This window comes from Pseudohongiella spirulinae, assembly GCF_001444425.1.
Taxonomy (GTDB): Bacteria; Pseudomonadota; Gammaproteobacteria; order Pseudomonadales; family Pseudohongiellaceae; genus Pseudohongiella; species Pseudohongiella spirulinae.
In genome coordinates, this window is record NZ_CP013189.1 from 2,758,381 (window position 1) to 2,782,623 (window position 24,243).

19 protein-coding genes are annotated in these 24,243 nt (G+C 53.7%); 15 read left to right on the top strand and 4 right to left on the bottom strand.

Annotated features, from left to right (window positions below; genetic code table 11):
* Positions 1 to 2: 2 nt before the first annotated feature.
* Positions 3 to 2,366, bottom strand: a complete 2,364-nt coding sequence (locus tag PS2015_RS12805; protein WP_169792321.1) for a TonB-dependent receptor — start codon at positions 2,364 to 2,366, stop codon at positions 3 to 5.
* A 136-nt stretch (positions 2,367 to 2,502) separates the two neighbouring features.
* On the opposite strand from PS2015_RS12805, the gene PS2015_RS12810 reads away from it, so the two are divergent.
* The 9 genes from PS2015_RS12810 (at position 2,503) to PS2015_RS12850 (ending at position 13,390) form a co-directional block, all read left to right on the top strand.
* Positions 2,503 to 3,930, top strand: coding sequence for a UbiA family prenyltransferase (locus PS2015_RS12810; protein WP_257721204.1), 1,428 nt, complete (start codon positions 2,503 to 2,505; stop codon positions 3,928 to 3,930).
* Complete coding sequence (locus tag PS2015_RS12815; RefSeq protein ID WP_058022602.1) at positions 3,924 to 5,231, top strand: FAD-binding oxidoreductase; 1,308 nt, start codon at positions 3,924 to 3,926, stop codon at positions 5,229 to 5,231. Before PS2015_RS12810 ends, PS2015_RS12815 begins: the two co-directional genes overlap by 7 nt.
* Before the next feature lie 24 nt (positions 5,232 to 5,255).
* On the top strand, positions 5,256 to 6,011 hold the full coding sequence (locus tag PS2015_RS12820; protein ID WP_058022603.1) for an SDR family NAD(P)-dependent oxidoreductase: 756 nt from the start codon (positions 5,256 to 5,258) through the stop codon (positions 6,009 to 6,011).
* A 3-nt stretch (positions 6,012 to 6,014) separates the two neighbouring features.
* A complete protein-coding gene (locus PS2015_RS12825; RefSeq protein ID WP_156412741.1) occupies positions 6,015 to 7,721 on the top strand; it encodes a hypothetical protein in 1,707 nt (568 codons plus the stop codon).
* Between the two features lie 19 nt (positions 7,722 to 7,740).
* On the top strand, positions 7,741 to 8,691 hold the full coding sequence (locus PS2015_RS12830; protein ID WP_082628243.1) for an NAD-dependent epimerase/dehydratase family protein: 951 nt from the start codon (positions 7,741 to 7,743) through the stop codon (positions 8,689 to 8,691).
* The gene (locus tag PS2015_RS12835) at positions 8,692 to 9,975 is read left to right on the top strand and encodes an NAD(P)/FAD-dependent oxidoreductase (RefSeq protein WP_058022606.1); all 1,284 of its coding nucleotides are present in this window, start codon (positions 8,692 to 8,694) and stop codon (positions 9,973 to 9,975) included.
* Positions 9,972 to 10,379, top strand: coding sequence for a GtrA family protein (locus tag PS2015_RS12840; protein ID WP_058022607.1), 408 nt, complete (start codon positions 9,972 to 9,974; stop codon positions 10,377 to 10,379). The genes PS2015_RS12835 and PS2015_RS12840 overlap by 4 nt, the downstream gene beginning before the upstream one ends.
* A 68-nt stretch (positions 10,380 to 10,447) precedes the next feature.
* Entirely contained in the window at positions 10,448 to 11,440 is a 993-nt protein-coding gene (locus tag PS2015_RS12845; protein ID WP_058022608.1) for a calcium/sodium antiporter, read from the top strand.
* Between the two features lie 27 nt (positions 11,441 to 11,467).
* Positions 11,468 to 13,390, top strand: coding sequence for a NosR/NirI family protein (locus PS2015_RS12850; RefSeq protein ID WP_058022609.1), 1,923 nt, complete (start codon positions 11,468 to 11,470; stop codon positions 13,388 to 13,390).
* Positions 13,391 to 13,418: 28 nt separating this feature from the next.
* On the opposite strand, the gene PS2015_RS12855 is transcribed toward PS2015_RS12850, so the two are convergent.
* Entirely contained in the window at positions 13,419 to 15,551 is a 2,133-nt protein-coding gene (locus PS2015_RS12855; protein ID WP_058022610.1) for a TonB-dependent receptor domain-containing protein, read from the bottom strand.
* Positions 15,552 to 15,756: 205 nt separating this feature from the next.
* Between PS2015_RS12855 and PS2015_RS12860 the strand changes: the two genes are divergently transcribed.
* Positions 15,757 to 17,034: a DEAD/DEAH box helicase gene (locus PS2015_RS12860; protein WP_058022611.1), complete on the top strand. Its 1,278-nt coding sequence runs from the start codon at positions 15,757 to 15,759 to the stop codon at positions 17,032 to 17,034.
* Positions 17,035 to 17,046: 12 nt separating this feature from the next.
* On the opposite strand, the gene PS2015_RS12865 is transcribed toward PS2015_RS12860, so the two are convergent.
* Positions 17,047 to 17,703 (bottom strand): response regulator, encoded by a 657-nt coding sequence (locus tag PS2015_RS12865; RefSeq protein ID WP_169792322.1) that lies wholly within the window; start codon positions 17,701 to 17,703, stop codon positions 17,047 to 17,049.
* Between the two features lie 107 nt (positions 17,704 to 17,810).
* On the opposite strand from PS2015_RS12865, the gene PS2015_RS12870 reads away from it, so the two are divergent.
* Positions 17,811 to 19,670: a sensor histidine kinase gene (locus tag PS2015_RS12870; protein ID WP_058022613.1), complete on the top strand. Its 1,860-nt coding sequence runs from the start codon at positions 17,811 to 17,813 to the stop codon at positions 19,668 to 19,670.
* Here the strand turns inward: PS2015_RS12870 and PS2015_RS12875 are convergent.
* Complete coding sequence (locus PS2015_RS12875) at positions 19,633 to 20,901, bottom strand: Glu/Leu/Phe/Val family dehydrogenase (RefSeq protein WP_058023353.1); 1,269 nt, start codon at positions 20,899 to 20,901, stop codon at positions 19,633 to 19,635. The two genes, PS2015_RS12870 and PS2015_RS12875, sit on opposite strands and share 38 nt — an antisense overlap.
* A gap of 249 nt (positions 20,902 to 21,150) precedes the next feature.
* Between PS2015_RS12875 and ccoN the strand changes: the two genes are divergently transcribed.
* The 4 genes from ccoN to ccoP are packed head-to-tail and all read left to right on the top strand — an operon-like array spanning position 21,151 to position 24,234.
* Complete coding sequence (gene ccoN, locus PS2015_RS12880; protein WP_058022614.1) at positions 21,151 to 22,587, top strand: cytochrome-c oxidase, cbb3-type subunit I; 1,437 nt, start codon at positions 21,151 to 21,153, stop codon at positions 22,585 to 22,587.
* Positions 22,584 to 23,189 (top strand): cytochrome-c oxidase, cbb3-type subunit II, encoded by a 606-nt coding sequence (gene ccoO / locus PS2015_RS12885; RefSeq protein ID WP_058022615.1) that lies wholly within the window; start codon positions 22,584 to 22,586, stop codon positions 23,187 to 23,189. Before ccoN ends, ccoO begins: the two co-directional genes overlap by 4 nt.
* A complete protein-coding gene (locus tag PS2015_RS15490; RefSeq protein WP_082628133.1) occupies positions 23,189 to 23,365 on the top strand; it encodes a cbb3-type cytochrome oxidase subunit 3 in 177 nt (58 codons plus the stop codon). The genes ccoO and PS2015_RS15490 overlap by 1 nt, the downstream gene beginning before the upstream one ends.
* On the top strand, positions 23,362 to 24,234 hold the full coding sequence (gene ccoP, locus PS2015_RS12890; protein ID WP_058022616.1) for a cytochrome-c oxidase, cbb3-type subunit III: 873 nt from the start codon (positions 23,362 to 23,364) through the stop codon (positions 24,232 to 24,234). Before PS2015_RS15490 ends, ccoP begins: the two co-directional genes overlap by 4 nt.
* Positions 24,235 to 24,243 lie beyond the last annotated feature (9 nt).

Sequence of the window (24,243 nt, forward strand, 5' to 3'; positions counted from 1 at the left end):
CTTCAGAAGTCCACTTTTATCGTTGCAGTCGCCGTTCTGGACGGTGCTATCCAGCCACCCCAGCCACCAGCAACACCACCAATATAGGATTTGTCGGTCAGGTTGGTGACATTCAGGCGCAGGTCTGCGCCTTTCAGGGCCGGTGAGAGCTGTGACAGCTCTACACCCACGTACATATCTGCAACACCGTAGCCGTCCAGACGTGTGGTATTACCGGCATCCAGCCAGCGATCACCGACATATTTGTAGTTCAGGCCCGCATAGAAACGGTCCTGACGCCAATCAGCTGACACCACGTACATGTCTTCAGCAGAGCCAAAGACAGTGTTGCCGGGGAATACACCCAACAGTGCATTGGCAGCCGGGTCAGGTGTACCAATGTAAGTAGAATCATTTTTGGTATACGACACATACAGGCTCAACGCATCAGTGACATTGGCACGGACAGCCGCTTCGATTCCAGACGACTCAATACCACCGACGTTTACGTAAGCTCCGTCGCTCTCGCCTAGGTAATCGATACCCGCTGATGACCCCTCAGGTATGTAGGTGATACGATTTTCAAACTCGATATCGTAATAGGTCAGACTGACACTGTAGTTGCGGTCGTTATAACGCAGACCTACGTCCATACTGTCTGCAGTTTCCGCCTCCACCTGGTCCAACGCTGTCTGATTGGCTTCAAGAACACCATCTTTGATCGAAGAGAAACTCTGAGCATATCCACCAAACACTTCCATGCCTTCTGCAGGCAGGTTGTAGACAAGACCGGCACTGAGCAGTACGTCAGAATCTGAATTGACTGTTGCGGTGCGCACACCTCCCAGGTGATTGTTTTTGCGCTCCAGGTCAACCAGATATTGCTTCGCGCCCAGACGTGCGGTCAGATCCCCCATCTGAATGGTGTCTTCCAGATACCAGGTCAGGGTTTCCTGAGGAAAAGCGCGGTCATACTGTGTCCAGTAGGGTATGTGGTTAAAGTTGTAGCTGGTCCTTGAATCGATTATCTTCAGCCAGTTGCGAGATTCATTGCGCTTGTTGTCCTCGTACCAGAAACCGCCGCGCAGCGTGTTGGTGAAACCATCCTGCTGGGTCTCCCAGGCAAAATCAGCGACAAATCCGGTGCGCTGTTTGTCATACACTGTATGTCTGTATGAACCGACAGGAATAGCGCCAGCGGGAAAGCAGGCCGGATCATAGGCAGCACCCGCTCCGCCGTACGGGAACGTCAGAGAGCTCTGACAGCCGGCAATGGGCTGCAAAGCCACGCCCGAAGAGTCAACGAACGTGATTCTGCCGAGGGGCGAACCGCCCAGAACAGTGTTGCCGCTTTGCAATTCAGAATGTGCATTGCCAGCCCCATCATTGCGAACATCAACAATATAAGGGGGTAACCAGTCACCTCTCCCTTTATTGTCATGATAGTACACAGAAGCATTCACATCGACGCCACTGATCTCGAAGGCAGCACTCAGATAGGCAAGCGTATTCTCACGTAATGTTGACCAGCCTCGACGATACAATTGATCAATGTGCGGAATACCCGTCCAGTCACCGGTCAATCGGTCCCAGTTTGGGTCTTCCCGAAACTCCTGCGGGGTAACACGCTGGTAGTTGTCTTCGTGAGTATCATCAAAGGACAGGTAGCCAGTCAGTTCAAACGCTTCATAGTAACCTTTCAGTTTGGCCGCAAAGTGATCACGGTTCGATTCACCCGAGGCATCAATCCAGGCATCAATATCTGAACCCGAGACACTCAACCATGCGTAAGTATTGGGCAGGATTTCGCCAGTGTTATAGCGAACATAGAACTTGCGCGCATTGTTGTCACCAACCGTCAAAGAAGTCGTCAGGCCGGCCTCTTCGGTTGGGTCCATGGTACGGAAATTCATGCTTCCACCCAGTGCCTCGTGAGACCATGACGAGATGTCTGAGGTACCCTGAACAACGTCAATGCCAGCAAGGTTTTCAGTATCGATAAAGCGGTTGGCTTTTGAGCCGCCGCCGTAATTTGAATTTCCGTTGGGTATGCCATCAATGGTCATGCCCAATTGCTGCTCATCCAGACTGACCTGAAATCCTCGAATGGAAATGGTTGTCGACCAGTCGTCACCGCCGAAGGCGTCGCCTTCATTGACCAGGACGCCCGGGATGTAATCAATCGCACCCAGCACGCTGGAAGCGGCGGAGACCTGGTTCTGCATATCTTCGGTCACCGAGCTGTTAGCAAATGTCCGCGTCTGGCTGACGATAACCATCTCTTCGATGGCAGGCGCCTGTGACTGAGCACCAGCTCCCAGACTGTGGGTCACGACAAGACCGCTCAAAGCTGTCTGAATCGCAATTGAGATAAGTTTTTTGTTCACTTTATACGTCCCCGAATGTAAAGTTTGGTGCAGATACATTAGTGAGCAATTGCGACGACGCCATGACCGTTTGTTGTCGCATTAACGACGATTTTGTGACTGTATACACACCTGACTGATTGAGCAGGCAACTGATTTGCGACCACTTGTAGTCGATCTTGATGGCACACTGATTCACACCGATATGCTGCATGAATCAGCATTGAAGGCTTTCCGGGATACGCCCTGGATTGCCATGTTGATTCCTGTCTGGCTGCTGGAGGGTAAGGCAGCACTTAAAGAAAAACTGGCCCGGCGCAACCCTTTTAATCCTGAAATATTACCTTACAATCAAGGCCTTATACGCTGGCTGAGAAAACAGAAGAAAACTGGCCGCCCCCTTGTCCTGTGCACAGCGTCAGACCGGAGCGTGGCTGATGCGATAGCTTCACACCTGGGGCTGTTTGATGAAGTCATGGCGAGCGATGGTGTTGTGAACCTGTCGGGACAACAAAAGGCCGAATCCCTGATTCAGCGATTCGGCAAAGGTGGATACGACTACGCCGGCAACTCAGCCAAGGATTTACCTGTGTGGGCCGGCGCCCGTCAGGCGGTTGTTGTGAATGCCAACCGGGGAGTCACAAGAAAAGCACATCAATGCAGTTCAGTCGAAAAAGTGTTTGTGCACCCGGCGCGCGGCCCAGCCAATTGGCTTAAGATGTTGCGCGCTCATCACTGGCTGAAAAACCTCCTGCTCTTTATGCCGCTGATCGCTGCCCACGAACTTCACCGCAGCGATGCCATCGGATCATTGGTACTGGCTTTTCTGGCGTTCAGTCTGTGTGCGTCATCGGTATACATTCTTAACGATCTGCTGGATCTGGAAAGTGACCGGCTCCACCCTCGCAAGCGGCGCCGACCCTTTGCAGCAGGTGCGATCGATGCATGGCAAGGCGTGATGCTGGTGCCACTGTTACTGCTGGCGAGTGTCGCGCTGGCCTCAGCTGTCGGCACCTCATTCGTACAGTGGCTGGGTGTCTATTTCATTATGACCTGTGCCTATTCGTTTGGTCTGAAGCGCCTGATGCTGGTCGACTGCCTGGCACTGGCGATGCTGTACACGCTGCGCATTGTGGCCGGCGCTGCAGCATCGAATAATGAGCTGACGTTCTGGTTACTGGCTGAGTCAGTATTTCTGTTCCTGTCGCTGGCTTTTGTGAAACGCTATGCCGAACTGAAATTGCAGGCAGGCGCAGGTGAACAACGAGCACACGGGCGAGGTTATGTTATCGCTGACGCACCCCTGATTCAGACACTAGGGGTCACCTCAGGCTACATCGCTGTTCTGGTGCTCGCTCTGTATTTCAATTCTGACACTGTAATCGAGTTATATCGCTACAATGAAATCGTGTGGATAGCCCTGCCTTTCATGCTGTTCTGGATCAGCTGGATGTGGCTGCAAGCCAATCGGGGCCAGATGCACGACGATCCACTGGTGTTTGCAGTAAAGGACAAAGCCAGCCTGGCGGCCGGAGTCGGATTCGCCGCTGTGCTGGTACTGGCCACCGTGGGGCTCCCATGGTGAAACTGGAGAGCTGGGGGCGTTTGAGCAGCCACTCGCATGCCCCGGTGGTCTTGCATGACCGGCGAAAGGTGGGCAACTCTGTCAGCAATAACATACCGGGAATCTGCTACGGCATGGGCAGAAGCTACGGTGACATGTGTCTTAATAAAGGCGGCAATATCTGGCTTACCTATGGACTGAACCGGCTGATAGCATTCGATCAAGAAACCGGTGTGCTTCGCTGCGAAGCCGGTGTCCTGTTGAGGGATATACAGCAGCTGCTGGTGCCGCGCGGCTGGATGCTGCCAGTGACACCGGGCACCGAACTAATCACAGTGGGTGGTGCTATCGCCAATGATGTGCATGGTAAAAACCATCACATCCACGGGACATTCGGGGACCATGTTCTGTCGATCCATCTGCATCGCACAGACAATGGTGTACAGCATTGCACCCGACAAAACCAGCATGCCTCTCTCAGACAGGCCACTATTGGCGGCATGGGATTAACCGGGATCATTATCGAAGCGGAGTTGCAACTGCGCAAGGTAGAATCACCCTGGCTGCAGACCGAATCAGTGCCCTTCCGCGGCCTGGCTGATTTTTTTGAACTGGCAGAGCAATCAGAAGTAGACTGGGAACATACCGTCGCCTGGATCGACTGCCTGTCCGGCAGACAGCCACGTGGTATATTTTTGCGTGCCAACCATATTGCCATGCCGGAAAAGACAGCCGTTCCTTCGACCGGCAAAAGTCTGAACATGCCGTTTACGCCCCCCGTTTCGCTTGTCAACCGTTTCAGTCTGCGTCCGTTCAATCAGGCCTACTACTCGTTAAACGCCCGAAAAAAAGGTTTGGCTCAGGCTCACTATCAGTCTTTTTTCTACCCGCTGGACGGTATTCGCAACTGGAATCGAATGTATGGCCCAAGAGGTTTCTACCAGTATCAATGCGTGATTCCTGAACCAATGGCTGCGGATGCCATTCAATCCTTGCTTGACGAAATTAATGCCAGTGGGCAAGGCTCTTTTCTCGCGGTTTTGAAAACTTTTGCTGATCGCCCAGCTGCCGGTTTGCTCAGCTTTCCACAAGCCGGTGCCACACTGGCACTCGATTTTCCCGACTGCGGCGAAACCACACTGGCGCTGTTTGATCGTCTGGACCAGATTGTCATGCAAGCCGGCGGTCGCCTTTACGCAGCCAAAGACGCCCGTATGGCAGCCGCTATGTTTAGGCGGGGTTACCCACAACTACCTGACTTCCTCCCGCACAGGGATCCGGGTGTCAGTTCCGATCTGTCCAGACGATTACTGGGCAGCTGACCGCATGCTGCAGGAGGCACTTACATGAAACAGACCGGACCAGACATCGTCATCGTTGGCGCCACTTCAGCCATTGCGGAACAGTGCGCCCGTCTGTGGGCAAGGCAAGGCGCCAGGTCATTTCATTTATTGGCAAGAGACGCAGAAAAACTGGGAATGGTCAGCGACGACTTGCGTATAAGGCAGCCTGAAGCAACTATCACTCCTGTGTGCATGAACTTTACGGATCCGGCGCACATTGAACAGCAGGTATGCGCGATTCTGGCGGCAAGCAGTCCGGATATAGTCCTCATCGCGCACGGTACCCTGCCTGATCAGGTTGCTTGCCAATCGTCTCTGCAGGAAACTGCTGATGCCTTGCAGTTAAACGGCGTTTCGCCGGTACTGTTCGCCGAAGCTTTTGCCAGACGTATGTTCGAGCGCGGACACGGCACCCTGGCAATGATCGGTTCAGTGGCCGGTGATCGTGGTCGCCGGTCCAACTATGTGTACGGTTCGGCCAAGGGTCTGGTTACACGTTACGCACAGGGATTACAACACCGGGCAGCAGGAACCGGCGTAAAGATTGTGTTGATCAAACCAGGGCCTACCGACACACCTATGACCCGTCACCTGAAGCAACAGGGTGCGCGACTGGCGCCCGTCGAAAGCGTCGCCGCCGACATCGTCAGCGCCATCGCCAGGGGCAAACCGATTGTTTATGTGCCAGGCAAGTGGGCGATTATCATGATGCTTATCCGACATTTACCCGGCTTTGTATTCAATCGTATGGATATCTGAACGATGCACTGGTTGAGTCATAATCCACTTGTCTCGATAGCAATGCTGTTCGCGCTGAGCATGCTGGGTATGGCTGCTGTTGGAACGGTGATCGGTTTTTCACCGGTACCCTACTGGGATATGTGGGGAGCTACACTCGGATTTTACATGGCTGTGGCTGATGGCAATCATGCCGTGTGGTGGGCTCAACACAACGAGCACCGGATCGTGCTGTCCCGACTGCTGTTCTGGCTGGATTATGCTTTCTTCGGCGGTCGCAGTGTCTTTCTACTCACTGCAAATTTTGTCATTGTGCTCACGGCTGTCGCAACTTTTTTCGTGATAGCCAGGCAATACCTGCACAACCGGGAATCAGATGCCCCGTTGTATGTGGCAACCGCTTTTCTAAGCGCCTGGCTGTTTCAATGGATGCAGGAGGAAAATCTGGCCTGGGCATTCCAGAGTCAGTTTTTTCTGGCGCAATTGCTGCCATTGATTGCGTTGTACCTGCTCAGCCGGGCTGCCAACCTGAGCACATCAGGCATCTGGCACTTTGCCGGCGCCTGCGGGGCGGGCGCACTCGCAATGGGCACTATGGCCAACGGCATCATCACACTGCCTTTAATGACTCTTTACGCATTCATCACCCGAATGAGCGCAAAACGTATACTGGCGCTGGCAGCTCTGTCGGTCGTTCTGCTGACTGCCTATTTCCTGGACTATCAGAGGCCAGGTGATCATGGCTCGGTGATCACAACACTGGTGACGCAACCCGTCGAGCTGGCACACTATGTTCTGCTTTATCTCGGCACGCCTTTTTATGTGCTGGCGGGCGAAGGAGAAACCGGCCTGTGGGCAGCCCGCATCAGCACAGTTGTTATGACCATACTAACACTCCGTGCATTATGGCCTGCGGTGCGGGCACCGCGTGACAACCTGATCCGGCTGGCACTTATTTTTTATATCGTGTACCTGACGGGCACAGCGCTTGGCACCGGCAGCGGCCGCTTGATCTTTGGCATCAATCAGGCGGTGACCTACCGTTACACAACACCTGCCCTGATGGCATGGGCGGCCCTCTTATGGTTGTACCTGCCCCCATTAATCAATCGGATGAAAAACAACAGGATCTTGAGCCTGATCATTGCTGCAGCGCTGGCAAGCGTGATGCTATGGCATCAAACCGCTGCACTGACACCTCAGCATCAACGGATATTCGATCGTGCTGTAGCGATGCTGGCTCTGGAGATGGACGTCCGGGATGAACCCCAGATCAATACCATCTATGTAATGGATGAGGGGCTCATTAATACAGTCGAGGTGGCATCGGCCTACGATGTTGGTATTTTTGCCGATTATCCATGGCATAATCTGCGAGAGCAGATTGGCCGCCGCACCGCAGTGCGGACAGGCAGTCAGTGCGTCGGCCATCTTGATCAGGTCAGTGCAATTGCAACTGAACCCCGCTTTGTGCGCATAGATGGCTGGCTGTTCAGTGCCTCTCACAACCAGGCACCGCATCTTATCAGACTGGTGAGCGCGACCGGCACCACAGCCGGATTTGCACTGACCGGACAGCCCCGACCTGATGTACGCGACGCCGTGACCAAAGAGGCCTACCTGGCCGGCCTCCGGGGATATCTGGCAATCGACAGCCTCGGCGAACCCATTGAATTTGCAGGCCTTGACGTCGATTGCAGTCTGATAATAGATGTCCCGGCGCAGATTTAACGATACAAATGAGACAAGCATGACCGACAGATCAGACATTCGAATAGTACTGCCGGGCGGTGCCGGGCTGGTAGGCCAGAATCTGGTCGCACGGCTTAAGGCAAAAGGCTACCAAAATCTGCTGGTGCTGGACAAACACCGCCGTAATCTCGAGATTCTGCAACAAGTGCAACCTGACGTAGTATGCGAATACGCAGATCTCGCCGAGCCCGGAGCATGGCAGACACAGGTCAGCAGAGCCGACATTGTCATCATGCTGCAGGCACAGATCGGTGGCCTGGATTACCAGCAATTTGTCCGCAATAATGTGGACACCACTCGCCTTATCCTGGAATCCATCCAGTCTGCGGACAATCCACCTTATCTGGTTCACATCAGTTCATCTGTTGTGGAATCGGTTGCCGATGACTTCTACAGTCGCAGCAAACGTGAACAGGAAAAACTTGTGATCAACAGCGGCATCGCCTGCCCCATTCTCAGACCGACACTGATGTTTGGCTGGTTCGATCGCAAGCACCTTGGCTGGCTGTCACGATTCATGAAAAGAGTGCCAATATTTCCCATTCCCGGTCATGGCCGCTATGTGCGCCAGCCGCTGTATGTTGGCGATTTCTGCGACATCATTATCAGCTGCATCAGAACGCGGCCGGAGCACGGTATCTTTAATATCTCCGGTCATGAAAAGATCCACTATATCGACATGATCCGTGCAATCAGACAGGTCACCAAAGCCCGGACTGCGATTGTGCGTATACCGATCACGGTATTCCACAGCCTGCTGTGGATCTGGGCGCTCTTTGACCGCTCGCCACCTTTTACAACGCAACAACTGGCTGCGCTGATAGCCAAAGATGAATTTGAGGTGATTGACTGGCCTGCGATTTTCGACGTGCGCTGCACGCCCTTCCATGATGCCTTACAGGAGACCTTTAATGATCCGCGTTACAGCTCCGTTGTTCTGGAGTTCTGAATGGAAATAGCCGTGATCGGAGCGGGACCGATGGGACTGGCTGCAGCCTATCAGTTGACGCTTGATGGTCATCGACCAACGATATTTGAAGCTGATGACCGACTCGGTGGCATGACTGCCAGCTTTGATTTCAGTGGATTGCAGATTGAACGCTATTACCATTTCCACTGCACCTCTGACCATGGTTTGCTGCAAATACTGGACGAACTGGACCTGGCAGACAAAATGCGCTGGACGGAAACCCGCATGGGCTACTGGCACAATAATCGTTTGCAGGACTGGGGCAACCCGCTGGCGTTGCTTATGTTTAAGGGACTGAGCCTGCCCGCCAAGGTCCGCTATGGCCTGCACGCTTTTTTGTCAACGCGACGCAAGGACTGGCGCCCCCTTGATCATTTAGAAGCCGGTGACTGGATCCGTCGCTGGGTCGGCGAAGAAGCCTGGCGGGTGTTGTGGCGCACACTGTTCGAGTACAAGTTTTACAATTTTGCGGATAACCTGTCAGCGGCCTGGATCTGGAGCAGAATTCACCGGATTGGCAATTCCCGCTATAGCCTGATGAGAGAAAAACTGGGTTATCTGGATGGCGGCTCAGAGACTTTGCTGCAGGCACTGTCGAGCGCGATTACCGGAGCCGGAGGCAGCATACGACTTGCCACTCCGGTCCGGCAGGTCGCTGCAGAGAATAACCGGATCCGCGGAATCGTATTACCTGACAACAGCTTGTTGCCTTTTGACCGGATCATCAGCACTGTCCCACTGCCTTTCGTGCCCAGACTTGTGCCAGATTTGCCTGAGACCACGCTGCAAATGTATAGAGCCCTGAACAATATTGCGGTGGTTTGCGTCATAGCCAAGCTGCGCAAACCGCTGAGCGACAAGTTCTGGCTCAACATCAACGATCCGCAGATGGATATTCCGGGTCTGGTCGAGTACACAAACCTGCGGCCGTTGGATCACGCCGTGGTCTATGTGCCGTTCTATCTGCCTGGCAATCATGAAAAATTTCAGCAGGATGATTCGGTATTCATCCAAAAGGTAAAAAATTACCTGTGCAGGATCAACCCCAGCCTGACAGAAGCAGATATCATTGACGTACGGGCCAGTCGTTACCGTTATGCGCAGCCGGTTTGTGAACCCGGTTTTATGGAGCGTCTGCCGCCCTGCCGCAGCGATATTGACGGACTCTGGATTGCGGATACGTCCTACTACTACCCCTATGACCGCGGCATTTCTGAAAGCATTGAATTCGGTCGCAAACTGGCCAGAGAGGCAATCGCTTGATACAAGCCTTCCTGTCACGACAATTTGTTGTATTTCTGCTCACCGGCGGAACCGCTGCCATTGTGAACTTTACCTCGCGTATTATCTACAGCGCGTGGATGGGGTTTTCCGCTGCGGTCATCCTCGCTTACCTGACAGGCATGGTGACGGCCTATATTCTGGCGCGCCATTTCGTATTCAAAACCAGCACGCAGCCCCTGACCCGTTCGATTCTGTTTTTCCTGCTGGTCAATGCATTGGCGCTGGCTCAAACCTGGGCCGTCAGCATGCTGATGGCTCTGTATGCATTGCCGGCACTGGGAGTGATCCGTTATGCCCCTGAAATCGCTCATGCTACGGGCATAATCATTCCTGTTTTCACCAGTTTTCTCGGGCACAAATACTGGTCTTTCCGCAGTCATTGACGCTGACAAACGAGCTCATAAGACATACACTCCAACACTCTGGAATTTTGATCATCCGCGAACCAACTATGCTATTACCTGCTCTGGCCGTCTTTTGCGGTCTGGTTGTACTGGTCTGGAGTGCCGACCGATTTGTTGGTGGTGCCGCCAGCGCCGCACGGCACTTTAATGTCCCAGCGCTGCTGATTGGCATTGTCATCATCGGGTTCGGAACCTCAGCGCCGGAGATGGTGGTCTCCGCTCTGGCTTCAACTCAGGGCAACCCGGGCATAGCGCTGGGCAATGCTTACGGCTCCAACATCAGCAATATCGCTCTGATTCTGGGCCTGACGGCGATAATCGCCCCGATCGTTGTGGATTCTCAGGTGTTAAGACGCACTCTGCCGCTGCTGACGATTGTCACACTGATGTCTGCAGGCCTTATGCTGGATGACCAGATCAGTCGTTTGGATGCCATTATTTTGCTTGTGTCTTTTGGCCTGCTGATGGGTTGGACCATCAGACAAGGCATTAAAGATCAACGACGCGTGCAGCACGACGCGCTTTCCAACGAGGTAGATGAGGCTCTGGCCCATCCCATGCCGCTTAAATCTGCCATCCTGTGGCTGGTGCTGGGACTAGCACTGCTGATTGCCAGTTCACGAATTCTGGTCTGGGGGGCAGTCACCATCGCCCAAAGTCTGGGTGTAAGCGATCTGATCATCGGGCTGACCATCATAGCAGTGGGCACCTCACTGCCAGAGCTGGCCTCTTCCATTATCGCCGCTCGCAAAGGCGAGCACGATATGGCGGTAGGTAATATTCTGGGTTCCAACGTGTTTAACACTCTTGCTGTCGTAGGAATCGCCGGCGCCATCCACCCGATGGCAGTTGGTCACGAAGTACTGACCCGGGATATGGCAGTCATGGTCGGCCTGACTTTATCACTGTTTGTCTTTGGCTTTGGTTTCAAGAACAAACAGGGTTGTATCAACCGCTGGGAAGGGGCTATTCTTGTCAGCGCTTACCTGATGTACTCCGCCTGGCTGATCCGGACAGTATTCGTCGGTGCGGACGTGTAATTACTGATCCGGGAATAATAACAACACATGAAAAAAAGCAGTCTTGTACTCCTGCTCAGCTTGCTGTTTGCAACTGTTCTGCACGCCCGCACACCATTTACTGACCAGGTTGATGATTCATTATTAAAAGCCGTCTTTCCTGAAGCCTCACACTTCAGTGCCAAACAGGGCACCCCCCCGGTGTTTACGGCCTACGGACCGGCTGATCAGCAGGGCAACGCCCCGATCATTGGATATGTATTCCAGACCTCGGATTTGCCGCCTGAGGAAATTGGTTTCAGCTCAACTATCGATGTACTGGCCGGGCTTGATCTGACGGCTACTGTGACCGCTATCCGAATACTGGATTACAATGAATCCTTCCGCTCCAGTCGCGGTGATTTTATGGGCGGCCCTGTGTTCCGCGGACAATTCCGCCAGAAACCGCTGACCGACGAATTTCGGGTCGGGCGAGACATTGACGGCGTCTCACGCGCCACCATCACCAGCTGGGCCACAACACGCGGCATTTACAACGCAGCGCGAAGAGTCGCCGCAGTCTATTTGCCGGACAGCGGCATCAGCGCTCAAGTCGATACCGCCAGCAATATCAAGGCGCATATGGAGCCTTTGAGCTGGGCGCAGATGTTAGACAAAGGCCTGATCAGCGAGCTCAAACATGGTTATCCCGATGGCACTGAGCTTGGATTGGCTTTTACCTACATGGGGCATGAAGCGCTAGGCGAAATATTGATTGGGGCTGATGCCTATTCGACCGCCGAGCGGGCAGCCAGCAGCCGTTTTGACGATGGCAAACTGATGCTGACCGGCATCTTTGGCAATGCCTCGGATCCTTTCCGACAGGAGCGCCTGTCAATTCAGCAGGGTGATATCACCTACCCCATGCCGCGTCTGCGAACTGTGTATGCGGGCAGTGCTAACGAAGGCAAAATTGCAGAGCCCGGCACCAGCAATTTTGCCGTTGCCATGGTGCTGGATCCCGGCATGGATTTTACGCAGCCGTTCACCATTTTTTACGACCCTCAAAATGGACAATCACCCGCCAGCGTTGAAGTGCAGATTCAGGGCGTGCAACTGGATCTGGCGCTGGGCAGAGAAGTTCAGGCGCCCGATGCAGACCTGGCTATGGGCAGCCCAGGCAGCGATATCAACTGGCTGCGGGTCGCCGGTCTGCTTGCCGTCTTCTGGCTGGTGATGGCCGCATTCATGACCAAAAACGCCCGCCTGCGATGGACTGCACTAAGCGTAACACTGGTATACCTGGGTTTTGTGACGGGCGGCTTTCTGTCGGTTTCTCATATCACCAACACCATCAATCTAGGCCCATCAATGATACTGGGCGATATTCCTTTACTGCTGATGGTGCTGTTTACATTGATCACCACCCTGATCTGGGGAAGAATATTTTGCTCAACAGTCTGTCCATTCGGCGCACTGCAGGACTTCATCAGTCGATTCAGTCCTAAACGCTGGCAGCGCAATGTCCCCGCCTGGCTGCACGACAGGGCGATTTACATCAAGTATGGTGTGCTGGCATTGCTGATCGTCATGGCGGTGGTGCAGAGCGGCGTCAGTATTTTTCAGTACTTCGAGCCTTTTGGCACACTGTTTTTCTACAGCAGCTCGCTGGTACTCTGGACCCTTCTGGCTCTGATACTGTTGGCATCAACCGTTGTGAAACGTTTTTATTGCCGGTATATGTGTCCGCTGGGAGCCGCCCTGGGCGTGCTTTCACTGGTCAGCATCTCACGCATCAAACGGGTTGAGCAGTGCACAGTCTGCAAGGTTTGCGAACACGCCTGCCCGACCGGCGCTATCCGCAAAGAGAAAGTCGATTTCAAGGAATGCGTGCGTTGTGATATCTGCGAGAGCAAACTGATTCAGAAGGCCGGTGTGTGCAAACACAGCGTTGCCTCACTGGAATACCGCGGCGTCATTGTCCGCGGTTAATCCAGCAGGTCTGCAGCACGCTTATCGATCAGAAAGTACCATTGATCTTGATCGACACCACTCGGGCAGCATCAAAACAATAGTTTTCGATTTCACGCACGACACCGGAACTGATTCGTCCATCATAACGGGTTCTGATGCGGCACTGCTCGTTATTGGTGGCATTGCGCGCATCAAAACGCACCCTGACATTGTTACGGGTCACGAACTCCAGGAAGGCTGTCACGTTCGGATCGCCGTAAGTAGATTCGATATTATCTACATCATAGCGTTTGATATTGCCGTCCAGGCGGTTGTTCCAGTTAAGGCCGTAATTCATCCGTAACTGCGGCACATCATGACGGAATCCGAGCTGAAAGCGACCGCGATCGTAGTTCTGAAAACGTCGGGTGATACCCAGAAATGGATCAGTGATTTCAGAATCTTTGACGTTAAAACGCGACGTGATCATCAGGTTAGGCATATTGATAATGTTCATGCGAATACTGGCGTTGATCGCCATGCCCCACATGTTTCCATCACCGATATTACCGTTGGCCGACTGAATAGAGCCACCCGGCCGGGTAATATCGATCCGCTCAATCACATCGTAGTGCTCCATGTAAAACACATTGCCATCGATCACCCCCAGATCGTCAGGCAAACGGTATTCACCGCTGACATTGAAATTCCAGACCTGCTCCTGACGCAGGTTAGCATTACCGGCCATGGTACTGGCATCATCGTCCCGATCATCGCTGGATGCCACAAAGTCAGAGAAACTCAACTGCCGAACCGACTTGGTGGCACTGGCGCGCAATTGCACACCCGGGCGCAAGTCAAAGCGCAAGTCAAACTTGGGTTTCACAAAACTGAAATCACGCTGATTGAACACATCACCTGTCTGGGTAATCTCGGATGCCTCATAAATCACAGAGCTTTCCAGGGTTAACCGGGGATTAATCTGCCAGTTATGCACCAGAAACGGCTCGTAGCGCATTTCTTCAACGGTGGAATTGGCATTATTGACACGCACCGGCACCAGTCCACCATGCTGATCTGATATCGCACCGGTGCCGGCAACACCCAGCCGCAATGCTGAATCAAGTGTCGTCTGCGCCCCCTCAATGCCAAATTCCACATCCTGCCCTTCCAGCAGGCCCATGGAATAGGAAGTCCGCACAATCTTTTCCTGCTCGGTGGTATCCGAGCGCACATACAGGTTTTTGTCCTCGGAGCCGTCTGGCATCACCTGATACCGGTTTCGCTGACTAAGTTGGCTACGCTCATTGGTGATAAACAATATCTTGAAGCGGTGATCATTCTGAAAACGAATCTCATAGTCTCCAGCCACTTCCCAGTTGCTGTTTTCACCCGGTGTCTCTTCGCGCTCCACACGCGCCACGGCCGGACTGACAGTCAGGTCAGTAATAGCGCGATCGATGTCCCAGGTATTGTCGTAATCGGAATACAGCACATTCAGACGCGCACTACTGGAAGGCGTGATGTCATAAGCGATATTGGCCGCATAGGTGTAAGTGGTCTGGTCGCGACTACGTTCTTCACGAATCTGATCGTTAGGCGAAAAATCACCCAGCACACTGAATTCCTGGCTGGGTCGGTAGTCATGTCTGGGTTCAGCTTCTGCACTCAAGAGATAGGTCAGGTTGCCCTGTTTGCCATTTACCGCAAATTTGCCGCCCGGCTGGACATGGTCGTCCATGTATCGGTCGGTATTGATTTCGTAGGAGTAACTGCGACTGGACAGCTCTTCTGTCAGCACAATATTGAGAATCTGGTCTCCGCGCACATCCAGCTCGGCCGAGGTTCCGCGGATCAGCTCGATATGCCGCACCTTGTCAGCGGAAATTCGCTGCAATTGGGCGTTAGCCTCATTTTCCTTGCCCGCTACACGCTTGCCGTTAATCAGTATCTGATCTCCGCCACCGCCACCAAGCCCTCGTCCGCTGTTTCTTCCGCCGAAGTTGCCACCAGTCGGCGCGCCGATCCCGGGAATACGGTTTATCATGTCCTGAGCGGTGACAGGCGACCATTGCTCGAAATAATCAGCACCATAAACAACGGTGGAGTTTTCATCCGTCGTCTGTTGTGCATGCAGGGATGAAATTGACCCTAACAGAGTCAGTGTGAGTATTGCAGATGGGAAAACAGAGGCTCGCATTCCAGTACTTCTCGTTATTATTTATAAAAAACCGATAAGTTAAGGAAAAGCAGCGGCAGTGGCAAATCATTTGTGCCTCTAACTTGCATCAGTGTGTTACACTGGCGGCTTATGAAATAGATCCAGTGGTCAATCTGCCGGATCCCTCAGGCATCAGACACCCGTCAAGATGCCGGTGATTTCCCACTTAAGATCCGGATTATTAATGAATTTTGAAGACCTTGGCCTGTCGGCCACCCTGCTTAAAGCTATTCACGAACAAGGATATACCGAACCCACTCCCATCCAGGCTAAAGCCATCCCGGCCATTATCGGCGGTTCTGACATCATGGCATCGGCGCAAACCGGCACCGGCAAAACAGCCGGTTTCACCCTGCCAATGCTGCAAAAACTCAGCAATGGTAAACGTGCTGGCAGCAACCAGATTCGTGCTCTGGTGCTGACGCCAACCCGCGAACTGGCCGCACAGGTGCATGACAGCATCAAGACCTATGGTGTTCATGAACGCATTCGCTCTGCCGTGGTATTCGGCGGGGTAAAAATTAATCCGCAAATGGCTTTGCTGCGTGGCGGACTGGACATACTGGTCGCCACACCCGGCCGCCTGATGGACCTGCATCAACAGAACGCTGTGAAATTCGACCAATTGGAGATACTGGTTCTGGATGAAGCTGACCGCATGCTGGACATGGGTTTCATTCGTGACATTCGCAAGATCCTTGCCCTGCTGCCACCCAAGCGTCAAAACCTGCTATTTTCGGCGACCTTTTCCAATGAGATTCAGCAACTGGCAAAAGGCCTGCTGAATAACCCTCAGGAAATTAATGTCGCTCCGCGTAACACCACGGCCGAGCGCATTGAGCAAATCATCCACCCGGTTGACAAGTCCCGCAAGACGGCCCTTCTCAGCCATCTGATCCGCAGTAACAACTGGTATCAGTTACTTGTTTTCAGCCGTACCAAACATGGTGCCAACAAACTGGTTCAGCTGCTGGAAAAAGACGGCATCCACGCTGCCGCCATCCACGGCAACAAAAGCCAGGCGCAGCGCACCAAAGTCCTGCATCAGTTCAAAAATGGTGGTCTACAGGTTCTGGTGGCCACTGATATAGCCGCCCGCGGCATCGACATTGACCAGCTGCCGCACGTCATTAACTATGATCTGCCCGATGTACCGGAAGACTACGTGCATCGTATTGGCCGCACTGCACGGGCCGGCGCGGACGGCAAAGCCATCTCACTGGTGGATCAGGAGCAGCACAAGCAATTGCGCGCTATCGAAAAACTGCTCAAGCAACGCCTGCCATCTGCAGCAGTGCCTGGCTTTGAGCCAACGGCACGACCCAGTGCAGCACCAGCACCCGCTCGTCGGGCGCAGCCACCGCGTCGTTCACGACCGAACGTCCCATCACGACGCTCAGGGTTCAATGCCGATCGCCCCATGTCCGCCCGCCGGGACAACCGACAGAGTCAGAGCCGGTAAGCTGACAGACGTTTAATCGGCCTCAATTATGCCAAGCCGGATCGCTTCCAGCGTCACCTCTGAACGATTGGAAACACCCAGCTTGGCATAAATACTTTTCACATACCCTTTCACAGTATCGGCAGACAGTGCCAGCATGCTGGCGGCCACGTCGACACTATAACCCTTGCCTATCAGGCACAACACATCGATTTCCCGGGGAGTTAGATTAACCTGGCTGAGTGCTGAACCCTTGTTGTTAAAATGGTCAATCAATCGCTGTGAAGAGGCGGCCGACATGGGCGGTTGATTCTTTTTGATGCCTTTCAGGTAACCGACTATACGATCTTGATCCTGATCTTTCAGAATGTACCCTCTGGCTCCCGCTTTTAACGCCGAAAACAGGTTTTTATCATCATCGTAAATGGTAGCCACTACCACGTAGCAGGTATGTTCCTGTCGATTCAGGGCCCGGATCACATCCATACCGCTGCCATCAGGTAAACCCAGATCGACCAGGGCAAGATCGAACAGCCGACCGTCAATCAGTTCAAGCGCTGTTGCCAGATCCGCCGCCACCTCTACCCGCAGTTCGGGAAAGGCGGATTTCACGCAGGAAACCAGCCACTGCCGGGTGTCGGGATTATCTTCAACGACCAGTGCGCTGGCCTCGTCCGAAGACCACATCATGCCTGTTTCCTTCATGAAACCGTTGCTTTTAGCGACTGACTGTAGACAATGAGAAACAGGAAGTATACCCCCAGAATTAGGGGTCCATATTCAGGGATAAGACCGCCGTGGTAAAACTGTTTTTGACTGTCATGATGGGGCTGTGGAGCTTCGCCGCTTGCGCGCAGCAGAGTTCAACGCCCTTCGTTGAACTGCAGAACGCGGAACTGTTCACTCACAGCAGCCCGGAGCTGCCGCCGGCAACGGCCAGCTGGCAAAGTGCAAAACTGCCATTTGTCAGCACTGATCTGACCGCAGAACAATGGCAACAGGCCACCTCTACCGGGCATCTTTGGTTGCGCTTCACAGTATCACGCCCGTCAAGCGAACCGAATTTGAGCATTCTGTTCTGGCGCTACAATCTGGCGTTGACTGTCTACTTCAACGGCATAGAGATCGCTGCCAACGGGAGGCGTCCGGGACGCACAACTACGGCCTGGAATCGCCCACTGCTGGCAAACATCGCTGATAACCAGTGGCGCTCCGGACCCAATGAAATCCTGGTACAGCTTCACGTCACAGAATGGGGTGGTAATCTGGCGCCTCCCATACTGGGAGACAAGGACACCCTGCAGGATATGCAGGAGCGTCGACTATTTCAGCAGGTGACTCTGAATCAGATACTGCTGGCCTTCGCCGCCACCATGGCCGCATTCACCCTGGGTTTATGGCTCATCCGACGCCACGACACTATCTACCTGTGGTTCAGTTGCATTTGTTGCACCTGGGCCATAGGTACCCTGCAAACTGTGATTTATTACAATCCGATACCCTACGGTCTATGGCTGCCCATCGTGCATATCGCCATGGACAGTTGCATCTTTTTTATCTACGGATTTATCGGGCGCCTGGCCGGTACTTACAGACCACCGCTGGAAAAACTATTTCTGGGTTGGACAATTCTTGCAGCACTCGTGCATCTGCTGGTTCCGGCCAGCATGTTCTGGTACAGCGCCTATGCCATGCACCTGGTCGGCGTTACGGTGCTGCTGTCCATGATCGTCCGGGTAATATTGCTGGCGGTGCGCGAACATAAAACGGAAGCGATAATCGTGGCAACAACCATCTCGGCACAGATCGCTTTGTTCCTGCTCAACGCATCGCAAATGTTCTTCAATCAGAACGATGGCTGGGACGGTACATTGGTATATTCACACTTCGGTATCCCGGTATTACTGTTGATCTTTGCGGCCGTGCTGTTGCGGCGCTTCACGCAGGCACTGTCCATTTCAGAAACACTTAACCGGGAGCTTGAACAAAAAATTGAGGTGAGTCGACAGATCATCGCACGCAGCTTTGAGGAGCGCCGCAAACTGGAAATCCGTCAGGCAGCAGAAATGGAGCGCCAAAAAATATACCGTGATCTGCATGATGATGTGGGCTCAAGACTACTGTCCATTATCCATGCCAATCACGATGTAAAAGTGGGAGACCTGGCGAGGTCAACTCTTGAAAGTCTGCGTCAGGCGGTTTCACGGGCCAACACGCCCGATCAGAACCTGACCGAGCTGATGGCTGACATCCGTGAAGAGTCTGAGCTACGATTGGTCGGCTCTGGCCACACGGTGCGTTGGGAGCAAACTGACAGCACACCGCCCTACATAATCCCTTCGGCGATCGCCTTCAATATCAACCGGATCATGAAAGAACTGGTCAGCAATATTATTCGCCACGCCAACGCAAATGCGGTGCATATCACGACCGATTTCAGCGACGATAAATTGATCATCACTGTTAACGATGATGGCAGAGGTTTGAACAACAGTCACAGCCAGGGCAACGGCCTGAAGAATCTTCGCACCCGCGCTGCCGAAATCGGGGCAGAGATCGAGTGGTTCAGTTCAACTCAGGGGCTGCGCACCCGACTGCTATTGCCGGGCATCAGCAGCCTCATGGGCAAAAGTACGCCTGCGTCCCCAGCGCCCTGATGGTATCGGCCAGGCGCCGCAGACCCAGGACATAAGCCGCCGTGCGCAGCGTGATGGACTTCTCTTGCGCGAGCTCCCAGATCACACGACTTTCGCGTTCCATAATTGGCTGCAGCCGCTCATTCACCTCTGATTCCGTCCAGTAGAAACCCTGCCGGTTCTGCACCCACTCGAAATAGGAAACCGTGACCCCTCCGGCATTTGCCAGGATGTCTGGCACAACTATTACATGGTTTTTCGCCAGTACTTTATCGGCACCCGATGTAACCGGGCCATTGGCAAGCTCGAGAATCACCTTTGCACAAATCTTGCCGGCATTGGCGCTATTGATCTGATCTTCCAGAGCTGCCGGAATGATCACATCGCAAACCTGGGAAAACAGCTCATCACGCTCCATCACGTTGGCAGACACCCCGGATTGATTGGCGTAATCGGTGACTGATCCACGATCGCGCTTGCAGGCCTTCACTTTTTCAGGATCCAGACCATCCGGACAATAGATGCCTCCACCGGAGTCAGCCACCCCAACAATCTTCCAGCCATCGCGGTGCAACATGTTTGCCATGGCCGAACCGGCATTGCCAAATCCCTGTATGATCACCCGTTTTTCTGTCTGGTCGAGCCCCAGCTCGGTAATCAGGTGCTTAAGCACATGAAAACCACCACGCGCCGTGGCTTCTACACGCCCGACTGAGCCACCCAGTTCAAGCGGCTTGCCTGTAATCACAGCGGGCGTCGGACGCCCCACCAGCGATGAGTACTCGTCAGCCATCCAGCCCATGATCATGGCATTGGTGTAAACATCCGGTGCAGGAATATCGCGATCCGGGCCTATCATCGAGGCAAATGCCCTGACGTAGGCGCGTGACAGACGCTCCAGCTCCGCCCTGGACAGGCTGCGCGGATCAACTCGAATAGCACCTTTGGCACCCCCAAACGGCAACCCCGCCACTGCACATTTGAAAGTCATCCAGAACGCCAGCGAGATCACTTCGTCCTCACTGGCATCCGGATGAAACCGGATACCACCTTTAGTTGGCCCGCGCGATCCGTCATAGCGACAGCGCCAGGCCTGAAATGTCTTGCGGGCACCATTATCCATGCGGATAGTAAGGCGACAGGCAAGGACCTCCGCCGGATACTTCAACATGTCCAGCACTTCGTCCGGCAAATCGACATAGCTTGCCGCCTTGCCTAATTGACTCAGGGCGCCTTCGAGCGTTTCTGACATAAATACTTCTCCCAAAAAATCCTTATTGACCCAGCTCCTGCAAAACTTGATCTGGGTCAATATCAGTAAATGCATTCCTACACTATCATGCTCGGCGCTACCCGCTTCACGCCTGGCAGGCACCAATAAAAATACTATCCCCCGCTGTTGATGGCCGTCGATATCGATCTAACGAATCGGTTCACAGCCCTAGTGCGTTGTAGTAGAGTTTCTGAGTCCCACTCCTATAAAAATACGGATGGTTTTCCCATGTCCCTCAATACGGAATATAACTATAAAGTTGTCCATCAGTTCACCATAGCCACCGTCCTTTGGGGCATTGTTGGCATGGCAGTCGGTGTACTGATTGCCGCGCAACTGGCCTGGCCGGCACTGAACTTTGACACCGCCTGGCTGAGTTACGGTCGCCTGCGTCCGCTACATACCAACGGTGTGATTTTCGCGTTCGGCGGCAGCGCGCTAATGGCAACCTCCCTGTTTATAGTCCAGCGCACCTGCCAGACCAGGCTGATCAGCGATGGGCTGGCCTCTTTTGTGTTCTGGGGCTGGCAAACCATTATCGTGCTGGCGGTAATCACCCTGCCAATGGGCATGACCACCTCAAAGGAATATGCCGAGCTGGAGTGGCCGATTTCAATTCTCATTGCCATCGTGTGGGTAGCCTACGCTATCCTGTTCTTTGGCACCATCATGAAGCGCAAACAAAAACATATCTATGTGGCCAACTGGTTTTTCTCAGCCTTCATTCTTGCCGTTGCCATTTTGCACATTGTCAATAACCTGGCAGTACCGGTCACACTGACCAAATCCTATTCCATCTATGCAGGCACAGTAGATGCCATGGTGCAGTGGTGGTGGGGTCACAACGCCGTAGGCTTTTTCCTCACAGCAGGCTTTCTGGGCATCATGTATTACTTTGTACCCAAGCAGGCGGAGCGACCGGTTTACTCCTATCGCCTGTCAGTGGTGCACTTCTGGGCACTGATTGCCATTTACGTCTGGGCCGGTCCCCACCACTTGCATTACACCGCACTGCCTGACTGGACTCAGAGTCTGGGCATGGCCATGTCGATCATCCTCATTGCGCCCTCATGGGGAGGCATGATCAACGGCATCATGACCCTGTCAGGTGCCTGGGACAAATTGCGCACCGACCCGATTCTGAAATTCCTGGTAGTGTCATTGTCTTTTTATGGTATGTCTACATTTGAGGGACCAATGCTGTCGATCAAGTCGGTGAACGCCCTGTCACACATGACTGACTGGACAGTGGGGCACGTGCATGCGGGTGCGCTGGGCTGGGTGGCCATGATCTCCATTGGCGCGGTTTATCACATGATACCCATCATGTATGGACGCAAATTCGGCGAGATGTACAGTGTCAAGCTGATTGACCTGCACTTCTGGCTGGCCACTATCGGTACCGTTCTGTATATCGTTTCGATGTGGGTAAACGGCTTGATGCAGGGGCTGATGTGGCGAGCCGTTAACAACGACGGCACCCTGACTTACAGCTTTATTGAATCTGTTATTGCCAGCTATCCGGGTTACGTTGTGCGCTTTATTGGCGGCGCGATATTCCTGCTTGGCATGTTGATCATGGCCTATAACGTCTGGAAAACGGCGCAGCAGGCACAGGCTGCTGCCACTGACCAGCCCGAGGCTGCAAAGGAGGCACTGGCATGAACGATCTGATCGAGAAAAATCTTGGCCTGTTGATCCCCCTGATCATTCTGGCGGTCAGCTTTGGTGGTGCTGTTGAGATCATTCCGTTGATGTCGCAGCGCATTGTGCAGGAACCCATGGAAAATCTGGAGCCCTATCCACCATTGGTACTGGAAGGTCGCGACATTTACATCCGTGAGGGCTGCAACACTTGCCATTCGCAAAAAATCCGCCCACTGCGGGCTGAGGTAGAGCGATACGGGCATTACTCGGTGGCTGGTGAGCTGGTCTACGACCACCCGCACCTGTGGGGCTCCAAACGAACTGGCCCGGATCTGGCGCGTGTTGGTGGTTTGTACAGTGATGACTGGCACTATGCGCATCTGTTAGATCCACGCGCGGTTGTACCCGGTTCCAATATGCCCGCTTACCCCTGGCTGTTTTCACGCGAACTCAACCTGGATGTGACACCTCGCAAACTGCGAGCCCTGCAGCGTATCGGCGTGCCTTACACCGATGAGGACATTGCCAATGCAACGGACGGCCTGGAGGGGGTCACCGAGGCTCAGGCACTGGTGGCTTATCTGCAACATCTTGGCACCCTGGTATCGGAGCGACGCTGATGGATATTAATGATCTGCGAACCCTTTCAACCGTACTGGTTGCGCTCGCTTTTTTTGCAATTGTGTGGTGGGCATTCGGTCCCAGTCGCAAAAAATATTTCGACGAAGCCGCACAGCTTCCATTCAAGGAAGATGAAGCAAACCAGGTAACATCGTCCAAAGGAGACCACTCATGAGTACCGGTTTCAGTCTGTTTGTCATTATCGGCACACTCGGCTCATTGATCGTCTTCGCGCTGCTGTTATTTTTCAACCGCAAGGTGAAAAATCCCGGCCAGACCACTGGTCACGTATATGATGGTATCGAGGAGTACGACAATCCCATGCCCGCCTGGTGGTTCTGGGGCTTTGTACTGAGCATTATTTTTGCACTGGGCTACCTGATCTATTTCCCCGGCCTGGGCAATTTCCCCGGCATCGGTGGCTGGACATCGGAGCAGCGTCTCGCTGATCAGCAGCAGGCTGCAGAAGAGCGGTACGGCCCGATTTTCGCGCAGTATCGCCAGGTACCGGTAGAAGAACTGGCACAGAACACTGCCGCCATGCGCATGGGTCAGCGACTGTATGCCACTAACTGTGCCCAGTGCCACGGATCCGCCGGCACAGGTGGCAATGGATTTCCCAACCTGACCGATGCCGAGTGGACCTGGGGCAGCAGTCCTGAGCAGGTGACAGTAACCATCGCTCAGGGACGGCGCGCCATCATGCCTGCATGGTCCGGCACTCTGGATGAGTATGGTATTCGCGATGTCACCGAATACCTGCTGCGCTTGTCGGGCCGCGATCATATCAGCAACCAGGCTGACGCCGGCCAGGCACACTTCCAGCAATTATGTGCCGCCTGTCACGGCGCCGATGGCAGCGGTCAGCCCATGCTGGGCGCGCCGGATTTGACTAATGACATCTGGCTCTATGGTGGCAGCCGGGAACAGATAGCTGACGTACTGCGTAATGGGCGTAATGGCGTTATGCCCCCATTTGCAGATCGCCTGGGCGAAGATCGCATTCATATACTCAACGCCTATGTCAGAAGCCTCGCTCAATAAGCGCGGCTT